The 21440-nt window shown below is 34.2% G+C and carries 12 protein-coding genes; 4 read left to right on the forward strand and 8 right to left on the reverse strand.

Annotated elements, in window-relative coordinates; all coding sequences use genetic code 11:
* Positions 1-2: 2 nt before the first annotated feature.
* From FF125_RS17495 to FF125_RS17525, 7 genes are all read right to left on the reverse strand, one after another.
* Positions 3-1124, reverse strand: a complete 1122-nt coding sequence (locus tag FF125_RS17495; protein ID WP_250629612.1) for an alpha/beta hydrolase — start codon at positions 1122-1124, stop codon at positions 3-5.
* Positions 1125-1192: 68 nt separating this feature from the next.
* Positions 1193-3022 carry a glycoside hydrolase family 13 protein gene (locus tag FF125_RS17500; protein ID WP_394344132.1) on the reverse strand — a complete coding sequence of 610 codons (1830 nt, stop codon included), beginning with the start codon at positions 3020-3022 and terminating at the stop codon, positions 1193-1195.
* A 90-nt stretch (positions 3023-3112) separates the two neighbouring features.
* Positions 3113-5227, reverse strand: coding sequence for a glycoside hydrolase family 97 protein (locus FF125_RS17505; RefSeq protein ID WP_138950988.1), 2115 nt, complete (start codon positions 5225-5227; stop codon positions 3113-3115).
* A gap of 16 nt (positions 5228-5243) precedes the next feature.
* Positions 5244-7535 carry a glycoside hydrolase family 65 protein gene (locus FF125_RS17510; RefSeq protein ID WP_138950989.1) on the reverse strand — a complete coding sequence of 764 codons (2292 nt, stop codon included), beginning with the start codon at positions 7533-7535 and terminating at the stop codon, positions 5244-5246.
* Positions 7536-7592: 57 nt separating this feature from the next.
* Positions 7593-8252 (reverse strand): beta-phosphoglucomutase, encoded by a 660-nt coding sequence (pgmB, locus tag FF125_RS17515; RefSeq protein ID WP_138950990.1) that lies wholly within the window; start codon positions 8250-8252, stop codon positions 7593-7595.
* A complete protein-coding gene (locus FF125_RS17520; RefSeq protein WP_138950991.1) occupies positions 8253-9617 on the reverse strand; it encodes an MFS transporter in 1365 nt (454 codons plus the stop codon).
* A 135-nt stretch (positions 9618-9752) separates the two neighbouring features.
* Complete coding sequence (locus tag FF125_RS17525) at positions 9753-10784, reverse strand: LacI family DNA-binding transcriptional regulator (protein WP_138950992.1); 1032 nt, start codon at positions 10782-10784, stop codon at positions 9753-9755.
* 208 nt (positions 10785-10992) lie between these two features.
* Between FF125_RS17525 and FF125_RS17530 the strand changes: the two genes are divergently transcribed.
* From FF125_RS17530 to FF125_RS17545, 4 genes are all read left to right on the forward strand, one after another.
* The gene (locus FF125_RS17530; RefSeq protein ID WP_138950993.1) at positions 10993-13953 is read left to right on the forward strand and encodes a SusC/RagA family TonB-linked outer membrane protein; all 2961 of its coding nucleotides are present in this window, start codon (positions 10993-10995) and stop codon (positions 13951-13953) included.
* A gap of 10 nt (positions 13954-13963) precedes the next feature.
* Complete coding sequence (locus FF125_RS17535; RefSeq protein ID WP_138950994.1) at positions 13964-15829, forward strand: RagB/SusD family nutrient uptake outer membrane protein; 1866 nt, start codon at positions 13964-13966, stop codon at positions 15827-15829.
* 17 nt (positions 15830-15846) lie between these two features.
* Positions 15847-17157 carry a SusE domain-containing protein gene (locus FF125_RS17540; RefSeq protein WP_138950995.1) on the forward strand — a complete coding sequence of 437 codons (1311 nt, stop codon included), beginning with the start codon at positions 15847-15849 and terminating at the stop codon, positions 17155-17157.
* 147 nt (positions 17158-17304) lie between these two features.
* Entirely contained in the window at positions 17305-19830 is a 2526-nt protein-coding gene (locus FF125_RS17545) for an alpha-amylase family glycosyl hydrolase (RefSeq protein WP_138950996.1), read from the forward strand.
* Positions 19831-20002: 172 nt separating this feature from the next.
* Here FF125_RS17545 and FF125_RS17550 read toward each other — a convergent pair whose 3' ends face one another.
* Complete coding sequence (locus tag FF125_RS17550) at positions 20003-21439, reverse strand: Gfo/Idh/MocA family protein (RefSeq protein WP_138950997.1); 1437 nt, start codon at positions 21437-21439, stop codon at positions 20003-20005.
* Between the last annotated feature and the right edge of the window lies 1 nt (position 21440).

Below are 21440 nucleotides of genomic sequence, written 5' to 3' on the forward strand. Positions count from 1 at the left end.
TCCTATTTAAACAGCCATAGTATTGCTTCTTCAAATCCATTTCTCCATAAAACTTCATTATGCTTACCTCCAATAACTATTTTTTTTGCTAAATTCTTATGTTTAAAACCGCTTTTTTTCATAGCCTCAATTACATTATCCATAGCTTCAATGGAACTATTATCCTCTTTATTTCCCATTAAGAAGTATGCTTTTACAGTTGATTTTTTACTATGCTCCTTTGTAAAATCAATTACCTTGTCTGAAAACCAAAAAGAAGGTGAAAATACGCCCACCTTTCCAAAAACTTTAGGATATTTTAATGCGGCGTAATAAGAAATTAATCCGCCCATAGAGCTTCCCATAATGGCAGTATTTCTACGTTGTGGTTTGGTTCTAAAAGCACTATCTATTTTCGGTTTTAAAGTTTCCACTATAAATTGGACATAGCCTTCCCCTTTTCCTCCACCGTAACTATTATTTTTCCATGGCGAGTACTCGTCAATTCTGTGTTTTGAACCATTGTCTATCCCTACCACTATTATTTTTAACTTCTTTTCACGTGCCAATTTATTAAGTGTTTCATCAACAGCCCATTCACCAGAAAAAGAAGTTGCGGCGTCAAACAAATTCTGACCATCTTGCATATATACAACAGGATATTTTTCTTTAGAAGAATTATAATCTGATGGTAAATAAACCCATATTCTGCGTTTTCTTTTAAGTTGCGGAATATGAAGTGCTTTATAAAATAATTTCACATTTGGAGATGCCGTTGAATTCGCAACTTTCCCCTGAGACCAATTGTCTATTGAAATGTGTACCGTATCATGTGACATATTAAAAATGTATTCTCGATTTTCAATTGTATAATAATCTTTATCCGTTTCAACAGACGCCCAAGAACCTTTTGTAAATTTAAAAAGAATAGCTTCTTCTTCAGGTAATGTAATGGAATAATTATTTTTTTGTTGCTTTAATTTATATTTTTCTTGACCTCCGGTCCACCCTTCAAAGTTTCCAGTAATATAAATATCCTCTTTGGCAGTGCTTTTAGGATATTTAGTAACAACAAAAGTGACTTGAGCCAGACTTATTTGAACTATTAATAAAAAACTTACTATTGATAATATGGCTTTGTTCATTTTATTGAAGTCCTAAAAACACACCACCATCCCTTTTAGGAAAGGAACAGTTATTATTTACGGTAGCTTTACAGTTTTGTTGTTAATAATATCACTCCTCTATCATTAATTTTTAATGGGCCTTTCCAAGTAATTGAATCTTCTGAGATTATATTTTTTAAAGTTTTATCATCTAAACCCATTTCTATAAAACGTTTTAAATCTAACTCAATCGGATTCTCATTTTTATTCAAAATCATTACAACAGTTTCATCGCCGTCCATTCGAAACAATACATAGATTCCATTTTCTGGTGCAAAATGAATGGTTTTACCATTATGAATGGCTTTACTTCCTTTGCGATAATTCAATACTTTTTTAAGAAAATTCTGTACATCTTTTTGCTCATCTGTTAAGCCTTCTCCAGTAAATGCATTTACCGTATCATTTAGCCAACCTCCAGGAAAATCAGTTCTTATTAGGCCATGGTCACCTGGTTTTTCAGCATCACTCAGTAACACTTCCGTACCATAATATATTTGAGGTACTCTAGGTAATAACAATACCGATGCTAAGGCCATTTTTGTTTTTACATAATCTTCATTCAGCTGTGTATGAATTCTACTCATATCATGATTGTCTGCAAAAATCATGATATCTTCCGGTGTTGCATAATGAAAATCATTCGCTAAGCCTTCATATAATTTCACCAACCCTTTATCCCATTCTTCATTTTCATTTAAAGCAGCTACAATATTATTTTGCATTGGAAAATCCATGGTAGACCTTAAATTGGACTCATAGCCGTCCTTATTTTTAGCTCCAGTTTGCCAATATCCTACCAATAGCGGATTCATACTCCACTCCTCACCTACGATACTAAAATTTGGATATTCTTTCATAATTGCCCCTGCCCAATCAGACATAAATTCCTTATCTGGATAAGGATAGGTATCTTGACGAATTCCTCCCAATTCCAACGTTTCTATCCACCAAATACTGTTTTGAATAATATAAGTGGCCATAAAAGGATTTTTCTGATTTAAATCAGGCATGCTATCTACAAACCAACCATCATTTAACTGTTGTTTATCTAATTTTGAGGCATACATATCTTGATTAGCTGTACGTCTATGATTTGATTTTAAAATTTCATTTTTATTCAAGAAACTTTCTTGCTGGTTAATCCAATCATTAAAAGGCAAATCTTTCATCCACCAATGTTCGATACCGCAATGGTTAGCCACTTGATCCATTACCAATTTCATTCCATTTTCTTTGATTTTCTGGGCAAGTTCTTTATAGGCATCCAATGTTCCAAAACGCGGATCTACTTGATAAAAATCAGTGATTGCGTACCCATGATACGAAGATTCTGACATATCATTGGTCAACAATGGTGTTGGCCAAATTGTAGTAAACCCCATGTCTTTAATATAATCTAAATGATTAATCATCCCTCTTATGTCACCACCATGTCTGTAATAATCTTGTGCTCTATTTAAGGTTTGATCTTTTAGACCCGTTACTTGATCGTTAATAACGTTTCCATTTGCAAAACGATCTGGGGTTATTAAGTAAATAGCATCCGAACTATTAAAACCTTCATAAGCATCAGCCTCCTTTTTACGAGCGTTTAACGTATAGGAATACCGAATTGTTTCCTTATTTTCTTGCTCAAAAACGATATCAAACGCTCCCGGTTTTGTTTCTGCATGAATGTTAAGATTTAGAAATAAATAATTTGGACTCGTTCCTTTTTGAATACTCATGAGGTGAACACCATCATGAGAAACACTCGGAATAGCATTGCTGATATTATTACCTTTTACCAATAACTGTAAATCGTTATTCTCAAAACCTACCCACCAATTGAGCGGTTCTACGCGTTCTATTTGGGCACTTGCACCTAAACTCATTAATAGAAATATTTGACCTAAAATAATTAATCGCTTAAAATCATATTCCATAAATCTAATCTTTTAAATCTTAATAAAAAAACAAGTGTATTATTTAATTTCCTTTATACTTATGGCATAACCTCCACCAGGAACAGACAGTTGTGATAGTTTTGATTTATTGGTTATTTTTTTTGTCTTAATAGTATACGCTTGGGGATTAGTTTTAAAATCGGCATCCTTAGCATCAGCATAAATGGTAGCACTATATTTCTTTCCTTTTTCTAAAAAATCAAATTTTATACTTGATTTTCTTGCATCATTTCCATTTACATTACCCACAAACCAGTTGTTTGATCCTTTTTCTTTACGTGCTACAGTGATATATTTTCCAGGTTCAGCTTCTAGATAAATACTTTTATCCCAATCAATAGCTACGTCTTTTATAAATTGAAAAGCGTCCATAAATTGCTCATAATGTTCAGGTAGATCGGCTGCCATTTGCAACGGGCTATACATGGTAACATATAATGCCAATTGATTTGCAATGGTACTATTAACATGCGAATTATTATTAGGACTAAATTTGCTAATTTCCATTTCAAAAATACCAGGTGTATAATCCATGGGCCCACCAATTAATCGTGTAAAAGGTAAAATGGTAACGTGGTTTGGCTTAGACCCTCCAAAAGCTTGGTATTCTGTACCACGAGCAGATTCATTTCCAATCAGATTAGGATACGTTCGGCTAATTCCCGTTGGTCTTACTGCCTCATGGGCATTGACCATAATTTTATAATCTGCTGCTTTTTCAAGAGCATATTGATAATGGTTTACAATCCATTGATTATAGTGATTTTCACCTCTCGGTAAAATGTCACCAACATAACCACTTTTAACAGCATCATAACCATTGTCTTTCATAAACTGATACGCTTTATCAAGATGACGTTCATAATTTCTCGTTGATCCAGAAGTTTCGTGATGCATCATCATTTTTACTCCTTTTGATTTGGCATAAGCATGTATTTCTTCAACATTAAAATCGGGATACGGTGTAACGAAATCGAATACATAATCCTTCGTTTTTCCAAACCAATCTTCCCAACCTTCATTCCAACCCTCTACCAGAACGGCATCAAAACCATGTTCAGCTGCAAAATCGATATATCGTTTCACCTTCCTGTTGTTTGCACCATGGGTAGCATTCGGTTTTACTTTTGAATAGTCCGTAACACCAAGTTGTATTGCAGTTAACTCATCAGTATAAGCCCATGAGCTTTTACCTGTAATCATCTCCCACCAAACCCCAATGTATTTAACGGGCTTAATCCATGATGTATCTTCTATTTTACTAGGTTCATTAAGGTTCAACGTCATTTTTGAAGCTAAAATATCGCGAGCATCATCACTTACCATAACAGTTCTCCATGGTGAATGTGAAGGTGCTTGCATATACCCTTTATCTCCTCGAGCATCTGGTGTTAACCAAGATTCAAAAATCATATTTTCATCATCTAAATTTAGGTGCATGCATGCATAATTAATCAATGCCGCTTCATGTAGATTAATATATAACCCAGCATCTGTTTTCATAATTAATGCTGTTTGTACGCCTGTTGGTGAAAACTGCTCTTGAGAAGCATTACCTGTTACCGCAGCATCAAATTTTCCACGAATTTCTGACAATTTAGATTCTGTATAATCATATTCTTGTGTGTCATAATCTCCTGGAATCCAAAATGCAGTATGATCACCTGTCATTGCAAATTGCGTTTTCTCTTCTTTTATTACAAAATAAACAAGATTTTTTTGTTCTGGGAACTCATATCGGAATCCGAGTCCTTCATTAAATAGACGAAATCGAATTAGAACAATTCTATCTGTAGCTATTTGTGTTAAAGTAACCGCTAATTCATTATAATGGTTTCTAATTTCTTTTTCTTCACCCCAAACTGGAGTCCATGTTTCATCAAACGTTGATGTTTCCGCTTTAGAAATTTCAAAATCATTCAACAATGATTTTTTATCATTTTTTAATTCTAACCCTAAACTACTCTTCTTTATAACCTCTTGTTCTTTATACTTGAGTTGATAAGTTGGCGTACCATCATTGTTAAGTGAAAATTGCATTTTCATTTCCCCGTTTGGAGATTTCAACTCTTGTGCGGTTACCAGATTATTGATAACGAGAAAAGCGATGAGTGTAAAAATTATTGACCTCATTTTATTCATTTTTAAATTATTTCATTGAAACAGTAACAGGCTTATCATTAACCACAATATCTATAGGATTGCCCTCTAACAATTCAAAAGTAGTTTCATTATGACTGGTGTTTACTTTTATAATATGATTTCTAAAATTTACCTTAAAAGAATATGATTTCCATTGTTCAGGAATTTTAGGTTCAAATGACAACGTGTTCTCCTTAATTCTCATACCTCCAAACCCCTCTACAATACTCATCCAAGTACCTGCCATAGACGTGATGTGTAAGCCTTCTTCAACTTCGTGGTTATAGTCATCTAAATCTAAACGAGAAGTTCGTAAATAGAATTGATAAGCTTGATCCATACGGTCTAATTTTGCTGCTTGAATACTATGTACACAAGGTGACAATGAACTTTCGTGCACTGTAAATGGTTCATAGAAATCAAAATGACGCTCTAATTCTTCCGTAGTAAATTGATCTTCAAAAAAGTACATCCCTTGTAAAACATCAGCCTGCTTAATGTATGGAGAACGTAAAATTCGATCCCACGACCATTTTTGATTTATTGGGCGTTGCGATTTATCTAAATTGGCAACCGTAATCAGTTCTTTGTCTAAAAAGCCATCCTGTTGTAAATAAATATCGTGCTCTTCTGAAAAAGGAAAGTACATGTTGTCTGCTACTTTTTTCCATTGCTCTAATTCTGAGGTAGCGATATTGGTTTTATTAGTAATTCTATCATAATCAGCAGCAAATTCTTTGGATACTTTATTAATATTTTCCAATGCATAATTAATACACCATTGCCCTAAATAGTTTGTGTAAAAATTATTATTTACATTATTTTCATATTCATTTGGCCCTGTAACACCTAGAATAACATACTTATTTTTAGCTGTAGAAAAAGTAGCCCGTTGGTGCCAAAACCTAGCAATACCTATAAGTACTTCTAACCCTTTTTCAGGAATATAACTATAGTCTCCTGTATATCGATAGTAGTTAAAAATAGCAAAAGCAATGGCTCCATTTCTGTGAATTTCTTCAAAAGTAATTTCCCATTCATTATGACATTCTTCGCCATTCATGGTTACCATTGGGTACAATGCTGCTCCGTTTTTAAAGCCTAATTTTTCAGCATTTTCAATAGCTTTTTCTAAATGGTTATATCTATATTTTAATAAGTTTCTTGCGACTTTCTGATCTTTAGTTGCCATATAAAATGGGATGCAATAGGCTTCTGTATCCCAATAAGTACTTCCCCCATATTTTTCACCAGTAAAGCCTTTCGGACCAATATTTAATCGTGAATCTTTACCTAAATAGGTTTGGTTCAATTGAAAAATATTAAATCGAATACCTTGTTGAGCTTTTACATCTCCTTCAATAGAAATATCTGCCATCTCCCAAATTTTGGCCCATGATTCTTTTTGTGTATTCAAGAGGTTCTCAAAACCTAATGCTTCTGTTTTTGCTAAAACCTCTTTTGCTGCACTCATTAAATTATCTGCGGAATGATTACGATCAACCGTATACCCTCCGAATTTGTGAATGGTAAATTTTTCATTTTGCTTTACGTCTTGTTCATACATAAAAGCAATGAATTGCGGCTTTTTTCGTGTAACTGGTTTTATATGTAAAGAATCATTATTAAGAAAGAAATGCGATTCCATGAAGGTACACGTATGAAAATTAGTTTTCATAGTATGGGCTTCTATAAAAGCTTGTTCTCCATTTTCTGTAACAGCTGTAGTATTCCAAAACGTATCATCCCAATTAGAATCCTCATTTGTAATACCACTGTCTAAATACGGTTCATATAAAATAGTAACGTCATTATTTAAAGGTGTAACGGTATATGAAATGGCTCCAACCTCATCTAATTCTAAACTTAAAAACCGCTTAACATCAACCTGAATTTCTATTCCACCTTTAAGCGTAGCTTTAAAATTTCGAGACAACCACCCTTCTTTCATATTGAGTTCTCGCTTAAAATTTTCCACTTTTTCACAAGTAAATAAATCTAATTGCTCTCCATTTATAGCCACATTAATACCAATCCAACTTGGAGCGTTTAGTACTTTTGCAAAATATTCAGGATAGCCATTTTTCCACCAACCTACTCTGGTTTTATCAGGGTAATAAACACCGGCTATATAACTACCTTGAAAAGTAGCTCCAGAATAATCTTCTTCAAAATTGGCACGTTGTCCCATAGCACCATTACCGATGCTAAATAAACTTTCTGAAGATTTTACCTTTTCAGGATCAAATCCTTCTTCAATTATTGACCATGCATTTGGTTGTATATATTCTTGGTTCATTTTAATATTAGTATTAAGGTATTAGTATTAAGTCGATTTTATTTACAATTTATCTACTTAGTTTCCGGCCAATAATCCGTTTAAAAAAGCATCGTCCATTTCTGTAAAATCTTTAAAATTATATTGAGCTTCAGATAAAATATTTTTATCTCCAATGCCAATACTTACCATATTTGCTTTGTTGGCAGCTTCTATACCAGCTACAGCATCTTCAAAAACAACACAATCATCAGCCTTTACTCCTAATTGTTTTGCTGCTAACAAAAACACTTCCGGATCTGGTTTTGCTTTGGTTACATTATTACCATCTACAATAGTATCGAAATAAGATAACAAGCCTACTTTTTCTAAAATAGGTTGTGCGTTTTTACTTGCCGACCCCAGTGCTATTGGAATATTACGTTTTTTCAGAAAATCTAACACTCTACCAACATCTGGTAAAATTTCAGATGCATCCATTTTATCAATATACTTTAGATAATCTACGTTCTTTTCAACCATCCAAGTATCAAACTGATTTTTAGTTGCTGTAATTCCACCAATATCAAGTAGAATTTCCATACATCTTTTTCGACTTACCCCTTTAAACATTTCATTTTGTTCGATAGTAAATTCAAAGCCTAATTCACTTGCTAAATCTCTCCAAGCCAAATAGTGATATTTAGCAGTATCAACTATGACTCCGTCTAAGTCGAATATAAATCCTTTTTTATTCATTTAATTTTCGTTTAATTTTTCGTCTACATCTTTTACTTTTGCAACTAAGAGAGCAGCTATTAAGAAACTGACTCCACTTGTTACCAATGCAAAAATTGCATGATCGTTATATAAATATTTGACTAATGGCCCGCCGATTATAGCATTTATAATTTGAGGAATTACAATAAAGAAATTGAAAATACCCATATATACACCCATTTTTTTTGGGTTGATTGACCCCGCCAAAATAGCATAAGGCATGGCCAAAATACTAGCCCAAGCAATACCGACACCTACCATGGAAAGAATTAACCAATCTTCGTTAGGCATAAAATAAATTGATATTAAACCTATTCCTCCAATAATTAGAGAAGTAGAATGCGTTTTCTTTCTTCCAATTCTTTTTGCGATATAAGGAAGTGTAAAAGCAAATAATGCAGAAACCAAGTTGTAAACACCAAACAAAATACCAACCCAATCGCCAGCATTTTGATAAGTCTTACTACTACTATCTGTTAAAGGCAATCCATAAATATGCTGTGCAATTGCAGGAACAGCAAAAACCCACATTCCAAATAGACCAAACCAAGAAAAGAATTGAACCCAACTCAATTGCCGCATTGTAGCAGGCATCTTTTTAAAATCTTCAAAAATATCTAATAAGCTAGACTCCTTTTCATCATCAACTATTTCAATGACACCCTCTTCAGAAAGATTACTTTCAATTTGCTGAAGTTCTTCAGGAGAGTACTCTTTTGTTGTAACAATTGTTATTAAAATTGATACGATCAAAATAATCGCTCCAATAACAAAAGACCAAATTAGGTGCATAGGTACACTTCCTTCTTCCGATACATTTGAAATTCCAAACCAATTGGTTAATGCATAAGGCAACCAAGAACCGATAACCGCACCAAAACCAATCAAAGCGGTTTGAATACTGAATCCAGCTGTTCTTTGATCTGTTCTTAAATTATCTCCCACTAAAGCTCGGAAAGGTTCCATGGCAATATTAAAAGAGGCATCCATAATCATTAAAAAACCAGCACCCACCCACAAAGCAGGTAAAAAAGCAATAAAAATATCAGCTTGAGGCATCAATACTAATCCAATCGATGCTAATAAAGCACCCACTAGAAAATAGGGTTTTCTCCTTCCAAACCTCCCCCACGTTTTATCACTATAATGACCAACAATAGGTTGAACAATCAACCCCATTAGCGGTGCAATGATCCAAAACCATGAAAGCTCATGCAGATCAGCACCGAAAATTTGAAGAATCCTACTGGCATTTGCGTTTTGTAACGCAAAACCCATTTGTATTCCTAGAAATCCAAAACTCATGTTCCAGATTTGCCAGAAACTTAGTTTCCTTTTTTCCATAAATAAAATATTAACAACGAGATAATAGCCCAATGAAAATCATCGGCCAATTTTTTGTGTGAAGTGTAAAATGTATTCTGTAAAACTTTCGTTTCGAACCTCAAAGATATAAATTATTTTTTTATAAATAATTTATTATTCTATTTTTTCTGTAGACTCTCTAATTTTTAAATCAGTTGAAATCACTTTATATTCATAATTAATTTCAGGTTCCTTATTTTGAATTCTATCTAATAACATAGCTGTTGCCTGCTCTCCCATCATAAAACCATGTTGCACGATTGCAGACATTGCAGGTGTAGAAAATTGAGATATCAAACCATCTGTAAACCCTATTATAGCAACATCTTCAGGTATTTTATATTTTTTTTCTTTCGCAACTTTCATTGCTATGGCAGCAAAAATTTCATTTACTCCAATTATAGCGTCTGGCCAAACTTCTAAACTATTTAAATACGTTTGAATTTGTAAATAAAGATCCGTTTTATCATTCACTCGAAATAATAATCGATCATCTACTTCTCCTCCTCTTTCTTCAATCGCTTTTTTATAGCCCAAACTACGTAGAGCACCAACATTAACATGATCTGGCGTTGACAATATACAAATACGTTTACGGCCAATATCCATTAAATAATTAGTAGCTTTATAACCGGCACCCTCATCATCAACCACAATTTTATCACAATTTACCTCATTTGAAACTCTATCAAATAAAACAAGTGGAATGTTATAATCTGCCAATTCTTTAAAATGATCAAAATTCCCTAATTCCAATGTTTCCTTGGCTATGGAAACCAAGACCCCATCTACACTTCCGTTAGATAACATGGCAAGGTTTAATTTTTCCTTTTCGTAAGACTCACTAGACACACAAACCATAACATTATAACTCCTGCCATTGGCCATTTTTTCAATACCACTAATGATTTCAGAGAAAAAATGATGTACAATTTCAGGAATAATCACACCAATAATCATGGTTTTTTTATTCCTTAGCTTTAAGGCCGTCATATTCGGTCTGTAATGATAAAAATCAGCGAAGGCTTTTATTTTCTCACGCAGCTCTAAACTAATTTCGTTACTATCATTTAACGCCTTTGAAACTGTTGAAGTTGACACCTCTAATTCTTTGGCTATGTCCTTTAATGTGATTTTCGCTTTCATCTTAATTTATCAAATTCTAAAAATATTAGTCTTTTTTTGACGGATTTCATTATTATTCACAAAGATTCTATCAAAATAACAAAAAGTTGTCAACACGAAACCGTTTTCGTAAGGTTTCGCTTTTGTTAATGTAACGTTAAGATGGTAAATTTACCAAGTGAAATGTAAAAGTATTGATTTTAATTAGTATTAACTCAAATTAAATTAAATGAGAAATTTTAGAAAAGCCTTTTTTGGCTTCTTATTTCTTTTTCCACTAATAGCAATGGCTCAAATTAGTGTAAAAGGAAAAGTAACTGACAAAGCCACCGGTACTGAATTACCAGGTGTAAATGTTATTGTAAAAGGTACCACAAATGGTACCGTAACTGATTTTGACGGACTTTATACATTAGAAAAAGCCAATATTGGTGATATATTAGTATTTTCGTTTATTGGATTTAATAATGTGGAAGTTGCCATAAAATCTAATGAAGATATAAATGTAATATTAGAAGAGTCAGCAGAAAGCTTACAAGAAGTAGTTATTATAGGTTATGGTACTACTACTAAAAAAGATGCTACTGGTGCTGTTTCATCTGTAAAAGCAGCAGACATTAATAAAGGTGCAATTGCCTCACCTGAACAATTATTGGTAGGTAAAGTTGCCGGTGTTCAAGTGACAACAGGTGGTGGAGCCCCTGGTACTGGAAGTACCATTCGTATTAGAGGTGGTTCTTCTTTAACAGCTACCAATAATCCTTTAATTATTATTGATGGTGTACCGTTAGATAACGAAGGTGTTTCAGGAACTAGAAACCCATTAAATATTGTAAACCCAAATGACATTGAGTCTTATAGTATACTAAAAGATGCATCTGCAACTGCGATATACGGTTCAAGAGCATCAAATGGTGTAATAATCATTACGACAAAAAAAGGTAAAAGCGGTGGTATTAAAGCTAATTATTCAGCTAACGTATCTGTTCAAGAGAACACTCAATTTGTAGACGCCATGTCTGCAACTGATTTCAAAGGATATGTAAATGCAAATGGAGTACCTACTGACATTGCCCTAATAGGAAACGCTAACAACAACTGGCAAGATGAGATTTTTCAAACCGGTATGGGTACAGACCATAATATAAGTCTTTCGGGTGGTAACGATAAATTAAACGTTAGAGGTTCCATGGGATACACCAATTTAAATGGTACTTTAAAAACTTCTAAATTAGAAAGAGCGACCTACTCCCTAAATATTGGTACTAAATTTTTTGACAATAAGTTAAAAATTGATCTAAACACTAAGGCTTCATTAATTGCCAACCGATTTGCTGATCAAGGTGCAATAGGAAATGCCATATCATTTGACCCTACACAACCTATTTATGATGATAGTCTACCTTTTGGAGGTTACTTTGAATGGACAAGTCCTGTTGACGGAAGAGCTATCCAAACTGGAGCTCCTAGAAACCCATTGGCATTACTAGAACAAAGAAGAAATGAATCTAGTGTAAAACGTTTTATAGGAAATATTCAATTTGATTATAAAATGCATTTTTTACCAGAATTAAGAGCAAATCTTAATCTAGGTATAGATAAATCAAGTTCAACAGGTTTTAATAATATCTTTAATTCTTCCACTACACAATTGGCAGATGGTACTAATTTAGGGAACATGGCTACCTATAATCAAGAAAAAGAAAACACATTATTAGACTTTTACTTCAATTATGTAAAAGACATTGAGTCTATAGATAGTAAAATAGATGTTATGGCTGGGTATTCTTACCAAAATTTTTTAAATGAAGGTGGAGATGTCAGTAATTTACAAGACACTAGTATCAGCCAAATAAGCGACTACTCTAATGAATTGAATTTACAATCATTCTTTGGTAGATTAAATTACACCTTAGCAAATAAGTATTTATTCACATTTACCTATAGAGCTGATGGATCTTCTAGATTTAGAGGAGATAATAAATGGGGGAAATTTCCTTCAGCTGCCTTTGCGTGGAAAATGAAAGAGGAATCATTTTTACAAGATTCGAATACAATATCTGATTTAAAACTAAGATTAGGTTGGGGTGTTACTGGACAACAAGACATAGGTGATTTTAACCCTTCACTAGCCACTTATCTGTTAAGTAACAATACAGCTCAATATCAATTTGGTAATGGTTTTATTTCAACTTACAGAGCTGAACCTTATAATACCACATTAAAATGGGAAGAAACAACGACCTACAATCTTGGTTTAGATTTTGGTTTTCTCAATGACAGAATTAACGGTAGTATTGATGGTTATTTCAGAGAAACCGTTGATTTATTAAACTTTATTTCCTTTCCTGCCGGTTCCGCATTATCAAATGCAGATAACGCCAACATTGGGAGCTTAGAAAACAAAGGGGTTGAATTGACGTTGAATTTTATTCCTATTAAAACGGATGATTTAGATTTAACTTTAAGCCTTAACGGTGCTTGGAATGATAGTGAAATCACAAAATTAACTACGAACGAAAGTGCCGATTATGAAGGTGAACCAACTGGTGGTATTTCTGGTGGTGTTGGTAACAACATTCAAATTCATTCTGTAGGTTATGCACCAAGTACTTTCTATGTATATGAGCAAGTTTATGATGCCAACGGAAAACCATTAGAAGATGTTTATGTAGATAGAGATGGAGATGGTTCAATTACGTTGGATGACAGATATAGATTTGAAAATCCGAATGCAGACATAACTCTTGGTTTTTCTACTGATTTAAATTATAAAAACTGGAATTTCACCATGTCTTGGAGAGGAAGTTTTGGAAACTACGTTTATAATAATGTAGATTCTAATTTAGGGTTTAAACTTAACTTATTAAACACCGCTTTCCCTGATGTTATTTCTAACGGTGTAGAAAACATTTTAGAAACTGGTTTTGTAAACGGAGGTACTGAAAGGTACTTATCAGATTATTACGTACAAGACGCTTCATTTGTTAAATTAGACAACATAGGTATAGGTTATAATTTTAATAGTGTCTTTGGTGAAGGTACTAACCTGAAACTAAACGCGACGGTACAAAACGCATTGATAATTACTGATTACGAAGGTTTAGATCCTGAAGTTTTTGGAGGAATTGATTACAATATTTATCCAAGACCAAGAATCTATACGTTAGGTCTTAATTTAAACTTTTAAATTGATAAAGATGAAAAAACATATTTTTAAAATAACCATTTTAAGTGTAGTGTTAGGTTTATTTACCTTGACATCATGTTTAAATGATTTAGACACATTACCTAATGATGATGATATCGCATTAGCTGACGAAGTATTTAACGACCCTTCTGCTTACAAACAAGTATTGGCAAAACTATATGCTGGTTTAGCGATAAGTGGTCAAGAAGGTCCTGCGGGTGCTCCAGACATCTCAGGGATTGATGAAGGTTTTAGTCAATACTTAAGACAATATTGGCTGGCACAAGAAGTAACTACTGACGAAGCAGTTATCGGTTGGGCGGATGGAAGTTTACCAGATTATCATGAACAAGATTGGAATTCAGGTAACGAATTTATTAGAGCATTATATAATAGAATTTTTTATCAAATAAAAGCATGTAATACTTTTTTAAGTCAAACTACACCAGATCTTTTAAATGGTAGAGGGGTTGAAGGATCTTTATTGACAGAAGTAAACACCTATCGTGCTGAGGCTCGTTTTTTAAGAGCGTTGAGTTACTATCACGCAATTGACTTTTTTGGAAACGTACCATTTAATGATGAAAATGATCCAGTTGGTTATTGGTCACCTGAACAAATGAGCAGAGCTGATTTATTTAGCTATGTAGAAAGTGAATTGTTAGATATCGAGAGTTCTTTAACGGCTCCTATGGCAAACGAATATGCAAGGGTAGATCAAGCCGGTGCTTGGGCGTTACTTACAAAATTATATTTAAATGCAGAAGTGTATACCGGTGAAACAAAATACACAGAGGCAATAACGTATGCTAATAAAGTAATAAATGCAGGTTACAGTTTAGAACCTAATTATGAAAATTTATTCTTAGCAGATAATCATACGGCAAGTGGCGTAATTTTCCCAATTGCTTTTGATGGTTTACATACACAATCATATGGAGGAACAACCTTTCTAATACATGCTGCAATCGGTGGCTCTATGGCACCTGCAGATTTTGGAGTTAACAGTGGTTGGGGTGGTAACCGTACTACAAGTGCTTTAGTAAACTTATTTAATTATACATTTAATAGTACTGCTGCTAACAACGCTATAGGAGCAGCTTCTAATTGGGGTATAGTTGGTGACCTTACTGATTGGGGTGGTCAACCAGACATGACGCTTTATCAAACAGGTACCGCAAATGTGTATCAAGCCTATTATCAATTACCTAATGCTGAATTAAAGTTCAGACCAGATAATGCTTGGGGAAGTGATTTTGGTGGTCCAGATGGAAATATCGTTGTAACTGCTGGTTTATATAAAATTACTGTGAATACAGCTGATAAAACATACACACTTCAGCCTTTAGCAGACGCAAGAGCCATGTTTTATACAGATGGTCAAAATTTAGAAATTGCCGATATCCCCACATTTACAGAAGGTTATGCAATCTCTAAATTTAAAAATGTAGATAGAGATGGCAATGCTGGTTCTGATGCTAGTGGTAACTTTACAGATACTGATTTTCCTTTATTCCGTTTAGCAGATGTATATTTAATGTATGCTGAAGCTGTCTTAAGAGGAGGTTCAGGAGGTGATGAAGCTACAGCAATGGGGTATGTAAATGAACTAAGAACAAGAGCAAATAGTCCTGTTCAAGTTAGTTCAATCGACTTAGACCTTATCCTTGACGAAAGAGCAAGAGAATTATACTGGGAAGGACACCGCAGAACAGACTTAATTCGATACGGAAAATTTTCTGATGGAAACTATACTTGGCCTTGGAAAGGTGGTGTATCAGACGGAGCTAGCACTTCAAGTCATTTAGATTTGTTTCCAATACCATCTACGGATATGAATGCAAATCCAAATCTGCAACAAAATACAGGTTACTAATTAAAAAAATTAAACAGATGAAAAATATATTTTATAAATTATTGATCTTAGTTGTAGCTCCACTTCTCGCAGTGAGTTGCGATGACAAGGATGCTTTTGCTGAGTTAAATTCAAACGCTGTTGTAACTGCAAATCTATCAAATTCGAGCGTGGTTTTAGAGGCTTCGAATGCGGATGCAGAAGCCTTAACAATTACTTGGTCAGAACCTGATTTTGGTTATAAAGCAGCTCCTTCTTACACAATTTATTTAGATAATGCTGGAGATAATTTCGGTAAACCTGAAAAAATTTCTGCAGGTAAAGAATTGCAAAAAACCTTAACGGTATCAGAATTAAATGCCATTTTATTGAAATTAGAATTAGAGCAAGGGTCGCCAGCTGACGTTGAAGTAAAAGTTGTAGCTGAATTAGGTGATTATAATGGTATAGAATCTAGTGCTGTTATGTTAAATGCCACAGCATATCAAGATAAATTAGATTTATCTACTACTTGGGGACTTGTAGGTTCAGCAACAGTAAACGGTTGGGATGGACCAGATATGCCTTTCTTTCAAACAGAGACTGCAGATGTTTATGTCGCCTATGTAACTTTAGTTGATGGTGCTATTAAATTTAGAGAAAACAATTCATGGGATAACAATTATGGTGATACTGATGCAGATGGCTCAATAGAACCAAATGGTACTGATATAACCATTGAAGCTGGAACCTACAAGATTACGCTAGATTTAGCAGCAAATACTTGGTCTAAAGAATTATTTACTTGGGGCTTAGTTGGATCTGCCACAACAAACGCATGGGATGGTCCTGATATGCCACTCGAGTATGATCCTTATTCAGATACTTGGAAAGCTATTGTCACCTTAGTTGAAGGAGAAATTAAAGTTCGTAAAAATAATACTTGGGGTGGTGATTATGGAGATGTAGATAGTGATGGTATTTTAGATCAAGAAGATGGCAATAATATTGCGGTAACTGCTGGTACTTATTTGGTTACAGTAAACCTTAAAGATCTATCTTATAGTTTAGAGTCTATTGATGTTTGGGGTATTGTTGGTAGTGCCACTCCAAATGCATGGGATGGACCCGACACTAAATTCAAATTGGATTATAGTCAAGAAAATGTATGGTATCTAAACAACATGACCTTAATTGATGGAGAAATTAAATTTAGACAAAATGATGCTTGGGATGTTAATTATGGTGATATAGATGGTGATAAAATTTTAGATACTGATGATGGAAATAATATTGTTGTCACTGCTGGAACATATAATTTCACTTTAGACTTTAGTAATCCTGACAGTCCTACCTATACTATGGAATAATAATTAGTAATTATTATTTATTTTATATAAAAAGGCTGTTTGTGTTCGCATAAACAGCCTTTTATTATCTTAATTTGTCATTTTGAGAGGTTCGCTACAAGGCGAAAAATCGTTTAATGATGGTCAAAAAACAGAAAATATAATTTTATGAAAAAAACACTACTCTTATTATTACTATTTGTCAGTAGCTATACTTTTGCCCAGGTGCAAAATGTAACCTACACAATAACACCTTCTCCATTTGAAGAAACCGACAAAATAACAATAACGGTTACCGATGTAAATCTAACAACATGGGGGGTAACTGACATCTATCTTTGGGCCTGGTCAACTGCAAGTGGTAGTCAAACCGACTCTCCTACAAATGGTACTTGGACGAGCTCTAACGAAGCTCAAAAAATGACCAAGAGCGGCGATAGTTATTCCATTACGTTAACTCCAAGTACTTTTTACGGTAGAACCGGAATAACGAGTATTGGATTTCTAGTTAAAGCTAAAGATGGTACAGGCGATAAAAAATCGCAAGATAATGTAGTAAATGTAGGGACTATTACGGTGCCAACAGTTACCGAAGCTCCAGTACCAGCAGGAATGCTAGACGGCTTCAATCTCGATGCATCTGACAACACAAAAGCAACTCTAGTATTATACGCACCAGATAAACAATTTGTCAATCTCATTGGCTCGGTGAATAATTGGACACGTGATGACACCAATTATCTACTAAAAAAAGACAGTTCAAAAGATCGCTTCTGGATAGAACTTACAGGCTTAACTCCTCAAACTAATATTCTTTACCAATATTTAGTTGATGGATTGATACGAATTGCAGATCCATATTCTACTACCATTTTAGATGAAAGTAATGACCAATACATCAGCAGTACAACCTACCCCAACTTACCAGCTTACCCAACAGGGTTAACCACACATGCTGTAACATTATTAAGAACTGGAGACGCACCATATGCTTGGCAAAACACAAATTTTCAAGCTCCAGCAAAAACCGATTTGGTGATTTATGAATTACTCATAAGAGATTTTGATGCCTTACATAGCTTTGATGCTGTAAAAGCAAGATTAGATTATCTTCAAGATTTAGGAATTAACGCAATTGAATTAATGCCAGTAAGTGAATTCGATGGTAATGAAAGCTGGGGATACAACCCTTCATTCCATATGGCATTAGACAAATATTATGGATCTCCAACTGCTTTTAAACAACTTATTGACGAATGCCATACCAGAGGAATTGCTGTTGTGTTAGACGTTGTGTATAATCATGCTTCAGGCCAAAACCCTTTTTATAGAATGTGGAATACCGATAATGGCGGTTATGGTGGACAAGCATCTACAGATAGTCCATTTTTCAATCAAGAAGCAACACATGCTTATAGTGTGTTTAATGACTTTAACCATAGTAAACAAGCCACGAAAGATTATGTAAAACGTACTACTCAATATTGGATTGATGAATACAAAATTGATGGTTTTAGATGGGATTTGACCAAAGGCTTTACGCAGAATTGTACTTCTTCAGATGAGGGATGTACCGGGAGCTATCAAGCTGACCGAGTTGCAGTACTAAAAACATATGCAGATTATCAGTGGGAAATAGACACTGATTTCTATGTTATTTTTGAACATTTAGGAGGAAATACAGAGGAGACAGAATGGGCAAATTATCGTTTGAATGAGGGTAAAGGCATAATGCTTTGGAGTAACCTTAACGGAAATTATAGTGAAGCTACAATGGGTTATAACGCTGATGGAAAATCAGATATTTCGTGGATAGATTACCACGAACGAGGCTGGTCAGTTCCTTCCAATGTCACCTATATGGAAAGCCATGATGAAGAACGTGTGATGTATAAAAACCTAGAATTTGGTAATTCAAGCGGTAGCTATAGTACAAAAACCTTAGCCACAGCCTTAGATCGTATGGAATTGGCAGGTGCCTTTTATTTTACAATTCCAGGTCCGAAAATGATTTGGCAATTTGGCGAATTAGGTTATGACATAGGTATTGACGAAGGAGGAAGAACAGGGAATAAACCTATATTATGGAACTATTATACTGAACCTGATCGAAAAGCAATTTACGATACTTGGGCAAAATTAATAAAGCTTAAAAAACAAGTTCCCATTTTTAAAACAGGCAATTTTGATTTAAACGTAGCTAATTCAAACGGACTAAAAAAGATTCATTTAACAAATGATGATTCAAATCCCGATGTAAAACACATTACTATTATTGGAAACTTTGGTTTAACTACACAAATTATAAGTCCTGAATTTCAACAAACCGGAACTTGGTATGACCTTTTAAATGATAATGAATCAATAACTGTAGTTAGTGTAAGTGCACCAATAAGTTTACTACCAGGAGAATTTAAAGTGTATGGAACAAGTGCAGTCACTTTAGGTGTTGAAAATGTCTCAATTAATGATTTGGTAAGTATTTATCCAAACCCAATAACAGATACATTTAAAATTAACACTGCAACTAATAAAGTAGCTATTTATGATATTTCAGGTCGAATGGTAAAATCATTTAACGGAAATTTTGAGCAAAATAAAAGTTTTGATATTTCTAATTTAAGACCTGCCATTTATTTAGTTAAATTGCAGTCAGAATTAGGTTTTGCAACAAAAAAACTAATAAAGAAATAACTAAAAAGACCTCATAACATCGATATTTCGATGTTGTGAGGTCTTGGTTTTTGTGTCATTCCGACGCAGGAGGAATCTCATTAATAGTACTTGTCATTTGAACAGGTTCCTCGTTCCTCGGATAACAGTAATAAATTAAATCTCAAGTCTATATCTTATCTCTAATACCTATTTAAAGCTTCCACCCTTCTCTATAATTTCTTTTTACGTATTTATTTGCTGCTTCAAAGTTAGTCACTCTCATATTTTCAGCATCCCATAACAAACGTTTTCTGCCATTATATTTTGAGCCTCCCCAGAAACTACCTTTGTCTGCCTTAGGATCTACTTCAAAATAAGCTTTTAGAGCTAAGTTACCGATAAGAATACTTTCCGTAAATGGCCCAGCATAGTCAAAAGAAGAACTGGTCTCTGCATTCCCATATCCAGCAATACATGCATTAACCCATTGTAAATAATGTCCTTCAGGAACTCTAGCAATAGTTTGTTCAACTTCAAATTGCTCGTTTAGTGACAAAGGAAGCAATCTTGGATTAGCACCATAACAATCTGCCAATAGTTTTCCTTTAGAACCTATAAAAAGCACACCACCATCCCAGTTTCCTAATGCCTCATCATCCCCTAGTTCATCCGGTCTTTCGGGTAGTAATCCACCATCCATCCAAGAAACTTTTATAGACCCCTTACCATCCGTTCTAGGATAACTTAGGTGAATTTTACTTGAATTTGGAAAACTTTTGGGGTAATCAGCAGTTTCAAACTTACCTTTAAACGAATCAGATACGCTACATTCCACTTTATTAGGATAAAGTATTGGTAAAATTCTGTAAACAGGATCCATTATATGACAAGCCATATCACCTAGTGCACCCGTTCCAAAATCTGACCATCCTCGCCAATCAAAAGGTAGGTAAGCATCATTATAATCGCGCATTTCTGCGGTACCCAACCAAAGATCCCAATTTAATCCTTTTGGTGTTCTGTGCTTTTTAGTTGGTGTTTGCAAGGCTTGTGGCCAAATAGCTCTGTTGGTCCAGCACTTAACCGTATGCACATCACCTATGATTCCTGTGTCATATATTTCTTTCATTTTTCGAACCCCATCACCTGACCCTCCTTGGTTTCCCATTTGGGTAACTACTTTATATTTTTTTGCAGCCTCTGTAAGCATTCTTGCTTCCCAAATATCATGTGTAAGCGGTTTTTGAACATAAACATGCTTACCCATTTGCATTGCCATATATGCGGCAACGGCATGATTGTGGTCTGGAGTAGAAACAGAAACAGCATCAATATTCTTACCTTCTTTCTCTAGCATTTCCCTAAAATCGTTGTAATAACTAGCATTAGGAAAAGATTCTCGTGATTTAACCGCCTGTCTATCATCTACATCACAAAGAGAAACGATATTAACAAAGGGACTTTTGGCAAAAGAAGCAATATCACTTGTTCCTTTTCCTCCTGCACCAATACCAGCAATATTTAATTTGTCACTTGGTGGAACAAATCCTTGACCCATAACGTGTCTCGGTATGATACTAATTCCAGTAGCTATTACAGCTGACTTTTTAATAAATGATCGTCTGGTTGATTTACTTTTTTTACTCATT

This window comes from Aureibaculum algae (assembly GCF_006065315.1).
Taxonomy (GTDB): domain Bacteria; phylum Bacteroidota; class Bacteroidia; order Flavobacteriales; family Flavobacteriaceae; genus Aureibaculum; species Aureibaculum algae.

Bases quoted from the DNA above. Each gene is read 5' to 3' on its own strand.
- FF125_RS17545 (WP_138950996.1), top strand. From the start codon at position 17,305: ATGAAAAAAACACTACTCTTATTATTACTATTTGTCAGTAGCTATACT.
- FF125_RS17540 (WP_138950995.1), top strand. From the start codon at position 15,847: ATGAAAAATATATTTTATAAATTATTGATCTTAGTTGTAGCTCCACTT.
- pgmB (WP_138950990.1), bottom strand. From the start codon at position 8,252: ATGAATAAAAAAGGATTTATATTCGACTTAGACGGAGTCATAGTTGAT.
- FF125_RS17500 (WP_394344132.1), bottom strand. From the start codon at position 3,022: ATGAGTTTAGGTGCAAGTGCCCAAATAGAACGCGTAGAACCGCTCAAT.
- FF125_RS17525 (WP_138950992.1), bottom strand. From the start codon at position 10,784: ATGAAAGCGAAAATCACATTAAAGGACATAGCCAAAGAATTAGAGGTG.
- FF125_RS17520 (WP_138950991.1), bottom strand. From the start codon at position 9,617: ATGGAAAAAAGGAAACTAAGTTTCTGGCAAATCTGGAACATGAGTTTT.
- FF125_RS17535 (WP_138950994.1), top strand. From the start codon at position 13,964: ATGAAAAAACATATTTTTAAAATAACCATTTTAAGTGTAGTGTTAGGT.
- FF125_RS17505 (WP_138950988.1), bottom strand. From the start codon at position 5,227: ATGAGGTCAATAATTTTTACACTCATCGCTTTTCTCGTTATCAATAAT.
- FF125_RS17550 (WP_138950997.1), bottom strand. From the start codon at position 21,439: ATGAGTAAAAAAAGTAAATCAACCAGACGATCATTTATTAAAAAGTCA.
- FF125_RS17495 (WP_250629612.1), bottom strand. From the start codon at position 1,124: ATGAACAAAGCCATATTATCAATAGTAAGTTTTTTATTAATAGTTCAA.
- FF125_RS17510 (WP_138950989.1), bottom strand. From the start codon at position 7,535: ATGAACCAAGAATATATACAACCAAATGCATGGTCAATAATTGAAGAA.
- FF125_RS17530 (WP_138950993.1), top strand. From the start codon at position 10,993: ATGAGAAATTTTAGAAAAGCCTTTTTTGGCTTCTTATTTCTTTTTCCA.